This is a genomic window from Helicobacter sp. T3_23-1056 (genome assembly GCF_053654535.1).
This window is the reverse complement of sequence record NZ_JBSIUU010000054.1, coordinates 1-4,595: the sequence shown is the minus strand read 5'-3', so window position 1 is coordinate 4,595 and position 4,595 is coordinate 1. Positions and strand designations below refer to the sequence as shown.

The following is a 4,595-nucleotide window of genomic DNA, read 5'->3' as shown; positions in this document are numbered from 1 at the left end:
TTGCCGCAAGGATTTTGCCAATCCCAAATGGTATAACGCCACCTATATCCCACCAAATGCAAAAGATACAAGCAAAGCAATCTATGATGTGATTCACAGCTCACAAGTGGGGTTTGAATGTGGTGAGTGATTTAAAGTTAGAATCTCAATCCAAACCCACGAGAATTAAGCGATTTTAGATAAGATTCACGCGAATCTAAAAAATATTAAGGTAATAAAACAATGAAATTTGCATTTTTGTTTTTAACTCTTGTTATTTCTGCATTATTTGGGGAGTCTAATATTATAAGCGTAAAAGGGTTTGATGATGAGATATATAAAATTGGGCAAAGCCTTTTAGATGGGCGTTGCGATGGTAAAAACTGCGTTCAGCCCAGCTTTGATTGTCGCGGGAAGTTAAGTGAGGTTGAGGGCATAATATGCGATTCTGCCGAAGTTGATAGCGTAAGCGTTTATGCGGTTTTGCCGTTTTATGATAATTTATTTAACAGCCTGTATGTGCTTATTTTGCGCAATATTGCGACAAATGAAAAAATAAAACTCAAGGCGATAGCTAGAAAACTTGTAAAATCAAATAAAGAGAGCAACTCTTATGAATCTTGCGCTGATATGCCAAGTAGAGGGGCTATGGATTTGTGTGTAGTTGATAGTATAGTCGCTAATTATTGGTTAGCTTTACGCGATTTGAATGCCTATATTATAAAAAATAATCCTAATATTTTTGCGACAATATTTTCAAAACATACCACTGAATACAAACGCTTCTTTTTAGACAAATACACGCCACCACAATATGAAAACGAATACTTTTTTGCAATGAGATTATTTGGAGCACTTTATAATGACGGCTTGATCGATAAAAACGGCGCGTTTGTGGGCGATTCGCATAACGATTTACGCGAATCTAAAAAATAAAGGCAGTGAAAAATGCAAACATTTTCAAAGATTTTAGTTAGCCTAGCGTTGATATGCACTTTATTATATGCCGATGCAATAGAAAAATTAGGGTATTTTCGCTATCCTTTTAAGGATTTTATCAACTATTCTAAAAAGCCACTTGATGAGAATCTTAAAAACGATATGCCCAAAATCATAGAGTTAGCCAAGCAAAAACTAAAATCTTTCCCACACGAAGCGCAAAATACCTTTATAGGATTTTACTCACCTACAATATTTGACAAAGAAAAATACTTTTTTGTGGATATTCTTAATCACGAATATCTAGGCACTCGAACCGCTTCTGCCAATGTGCGTATCGTAGGATATAAAAACATAGAAAATCCACATAGCTTTTGCATAAACGCATATTTTACGCATTATGTGTTGGTGCATAAAAATAATTTTTTTACTTTGGAAATACATAATGATGATAGATATGAATTTGTGGATAGGATTTTGTATTTGACTTTTTAGCTTCGTAGTGAGAGATTTTATCTCTATCAATATGGTGAGCGTATAGTTAGCAGGGAAAGCACAGATGAGGAATTTGAGCGCACGAGAAATCATATAGACAAAACTCTCATTTATTACCGCCAACCACGCGATGACGCTGAAATGGCGAATCTAATCCCGCTAGAGTCGATAAATGACGAGTTATTAGAAAGAGTGTTATAAAAGTGGAAAATGCAAATAATATTAAGGTAACACATAAATGAGCAGTATAGATTTTGACAAAAACCGAAGCAGGATTAGTGATAAGAGGAAGTCTTAAAAAAGGATTAGAACAATATAAAGGATAAAAATGGAAAGGTGTATTTTAACTCTATGTATTGCATTTAGCGTGGTGTTATTGAGTGCAGATGAATTTTCGCAAAATATCCAAAGCAGACTTAAAGCGAATTATATGTCTTTCATCGCAGATGCTAAGAGTGATAAATGTAGTATTATCATTGATGAGAATACAGTTTATCAAAGGGATTGTGAGTTTGAATATGTCCCAAAACTCGCACTTTATGCAACATTTAATGATTTTAGAGAAGTGTGGATATTTCAAGATATGCCTATGGGGAATGCGTGCGATGGTGGGAAGCTACGAATATTTGAGCGCGATAAAAGAAAAGACAAAATAATTATATATCGTGGCGAGGTGGATTGGTGTGGAATCCCTGTTTTTAAGATAGATATAGATGACATTGAAATTTATCATTATAAAGAATCTGAACTTGGCTATGTTCTTTTTAAACAGGGTAAAATTTATCGTAAAAATAAAAAAATGAAACATACAAATAACTAAGTTTGAAAGCGCAAAATGATATATGTAAACATAAAATAAACTAGCAATTCTTTAAAAAGGTTTTATAATGAAAAATTTTAGTAAATGTAGCAAAAATGGCATTGTTTTTATGAGAATTAAAGGATTTAGCAGTGCTGTAGGACATACTACTTTGTGGAATGGTGATAATTTTGCTGATAATACAAATTGGCTAGATGGAAATGTTTTTATTGAAACTTTTTATTTTTGGCAATTATCATAGGAAAATCAAATGCAACATTCAATAAAAATTTTACTAATTTGTTTGGTGGCTTGTAATATAGTTTTTTCATTACCACCACAATCCCATAATATAATTTTAAGAGAAGTTATTCCTCATAAGAAAAAGAAAAATTTAATAGAAGTTCTTGAATGGGAAGAAAAAGATGAAAATAAAAAGCGATTACCAAATTTGCCTCTTTATCCTCTAAGAGGTAGCTATAAAGAAGCTATGATCAATGACTTAGCCTTAAAGAAAATGCCATAGAGCTATATAAAATGTGGGGACATACATTGTGCTTATCTGCAAGTGCTATATATATTCGTGAAGGTTCTAGCGTTCAGAATGAACTTAAAGCATTGAATTTTTCAAAGTTAGATAAAAAAATTTTAGATGAAATTCAGGTGTATGTATATGCTTCAACATTAGGGGAAACTTCACTATGGTGGAAATGCTTAAAACTTTATGAATCAAAAGAATACAACGCCGAAATAGAACGCATTGTGAAAAAATACTGCAAAGAATGTGAGTAAGGAATCTAAATGCCAAAGCTAAATCCCCCTGCTAGAATCTGACAATATAGAATGTGCTCATAAAGGCAAAGTAGTGCTTCAATCAAGCACAAAAGATTTAATGTGTGTGCAAGATTCTAGTGGCAATGACGCAGGAATGATAAGTTTGCAAGATTTAGCAAATGTCTCCATCGTGGGTTGCACAAATAATATCGCGGGCGTGCCTAGTCCTTGCACGAAATTAGCGAATATCCCAAATTCGATTTGCTCCACATTGCTAGAAATTGACAATCAAAAAATAGTCCTAGCACAAGCCATCTCACAAGTCCTAACCGACAAAGGCTCACCACTAATCCTGCAAGGCAAACCAAAGGCAAAGGATATATTTGAGCTAGATGAGGACATAGCAGATTTTGATAACGCACAAAATGGTAATGAGGACGCGGAATCTACAAGCAAATCTAGCGCAAAATCAAACGAATCTAATACAGAATCTAACTCAAAATCAAATGCAGATTCTAGCAATTCACAATCCCAAAAAGAAATATTAGAAATGTATTTTAGCTATGGGGAAGAAATGGTAAGATTAGAGGATTATGATTCAAGACATAGCAATGATATGAATTTGCATATCGTTACGAGTGGATATGAGAATGGGGAAGAAGTGGAAGTTACGCTAGAATCTAGCGATAATCAAAAGTTTGTTGTTTGTGGTAAGATACAAAACAATGAAGCAGTAATTAAAAATGTAGTTAAGGGTAGATAATGGCAGCAGTAGAATGGAGGGCAACTTGTGGCACAAAAAACGCAGACATAAAATGCAATAGACCTAATTGGGATAAAGTTAAAAAGGCGTATGATGAGATAAACAAAATAGATGAAAATGATGCTAACAAAGTCTATAAAATTATTTTTAATGATGAAAAAAATAAACTCATAAAAAAGGGAGAACAAGAATGGATGGCGATACAAAAAGCACACGAAATTGCAGAAAAAACAAAAATATCACAAGTGAGATATGAGAAGGCAGAAGGTGAAGCTTTAAGATATTTTGAAGGCAACAGGGAACAATATAGAAATACTTGCGCTTTACAAATAAGTTATGCTCTAAATTTTGGCGGAATGCCATTACATAACACAATCAAAAAAAGGGATTTTAGCTCTGTTGGTGGCACTACAATAGAACAAAAGGAAACACTTTATATATTAGGAGTAATTAATATGAGAGAATTTTTGTTACAAGAATGGAGGCAACCAGAATTTAAAGAAAGTTTGTATGAAATAAAATCGTATGATGTCCTATTATCTCGCAATAAAACACTTTTACAAAAATTAAAAGATTTAAAGTCTAAAGGTTTGGTAACCATTGGTGGAGGGAGATTCCGTGATAAAAAATATCTTAAAAGTTTTTGGCATTCAACACTATGGGATACAAATGAGTTTGTCGATGTGCAAAATGATAGAAACATAAACTATCTAGGTGGCATAGATGATGGCGTAGAATTTTTAGCAAAAGAATTGTTCTTTTGGGAACTAATATAAAGGAATCAAAGTATGAAAAAGATTGTATTATTAGCGTTTGTTTTGTGTGTGTATTTAGTGGGATATGAGC

Annotated in this window: 8 protein-coding genes; all 8 read left to right on the top strand. The window is 33.2% G+C overall.

What is annotated here, in order from left to right; all coding sequences use genetic code 11:
• The first annotated feature begins 222 nt into the window (after window positions 1-222).
• The 8 genes from ACWIUO_RS13385 (at window position 223) to ACWIUO_RS13350 (ending at window position 4,525) form a co-directional block, all read left to right on the top strand.
• Window positions 223-915: a hypothetical protein gene (locus ACWIUO_RS13385; protein WP_454178387.1), complete on the top strand. Its 693-nt coding sequence runs from the start codon at window positions 223-225 to the stop codon at window positions 913-915.
• A gap of 12 nt (window positions 916-927) precedes the next feature.
• Window positions 928-1,413, top strand: a complete 486-nt coding sequence (locus ACWIUO_RS13380) for a hypothetical protein (RefSeq protein WP_454178386.1) — start codon at window positions 928-930, stop codon at window positions 1,411-1,413.
• Window positions 1,414-1,741: 328 nt separating this feature from the next.
• On the top strand, window positions 1,742-2,233 hold the full coding sequence (locus ACWIUO_RS13375) for a hypothetical protein (protein ID WP_454178385.1): 492 nt from the start codon (window positions 1,742-1,744) through the stop codon (window positions 2,231-2,233).
• Window positions 2,234-2,300: 67 nt separating this feature from the next.
• Window positions 2,301-2,474 (top strand): T6SS effector amidase Tae4 family protein, encoded by a 174-nt coding sequence (locus ACWIUO_RS13370; RefSeq protein ID WP_454178384.1) that lies wholly within the window; start codon window positions 2,301-2,303, stop codon window positions 2,472-2,474.
• A 9-nt stretch (window positions 2,475-2,483) separates the two neighbouring features.
• Window positions 2,484-2,738 carry a hypothetical protein gene (locus ACWIUO_RS13365; RefSeq protein ID WP_454178383.1) on the top strand — a complete coding sequence of 85 codons (255 nt, stop codon included), beginning with the start codon at window positions 2,484-2,486 and terminating at the stop codon, window positions 2,736-2,738.
• Between the two features lie 11 nt (window positions 2,739-2,749).
• The gene (locus ACWIUO_RS13360; RefSeq protein WP_454178382.1) at window positions 2,750-3,004 is read left to right on the top strand and encodes a hypothetical protein; all 255 of its coding nucleotides are present in this window, start codon (window positions 2,750-2,752) and stop codon (window positions 3,002-3,004) included.
• A 73-nt stretch (window positions 3,005-3,077) separates the two neighbouring features.
• Window positions 3,078-3,749, top strand: a complete 672-nt coding sequence (locus ACWIUO_RS13355) for a hypothetical protein (protein ID WP_454178381.1) — start codon at window positions 3,078-3,080, stop codon at window positions 3,747-3,749.
• Complete coding sequence (locus tag ACWIUO_RS13350; protein WP_454178380.1) at window positions 3,749-4,525, top strand: T6SS effector amidase Tae4 family protein; 777 nt, start codon at window positions 3,749-3,751, stop codon at window positions 4,523-4,525. Before ACWIUO_RS13355 ends, ACWIUO_RS13350 begins: the two co-directional genes overlap by 1 nt.
• The last annotated feature ends 70 nt before the right edge of the window (window positions 4,526-4,595 follow it).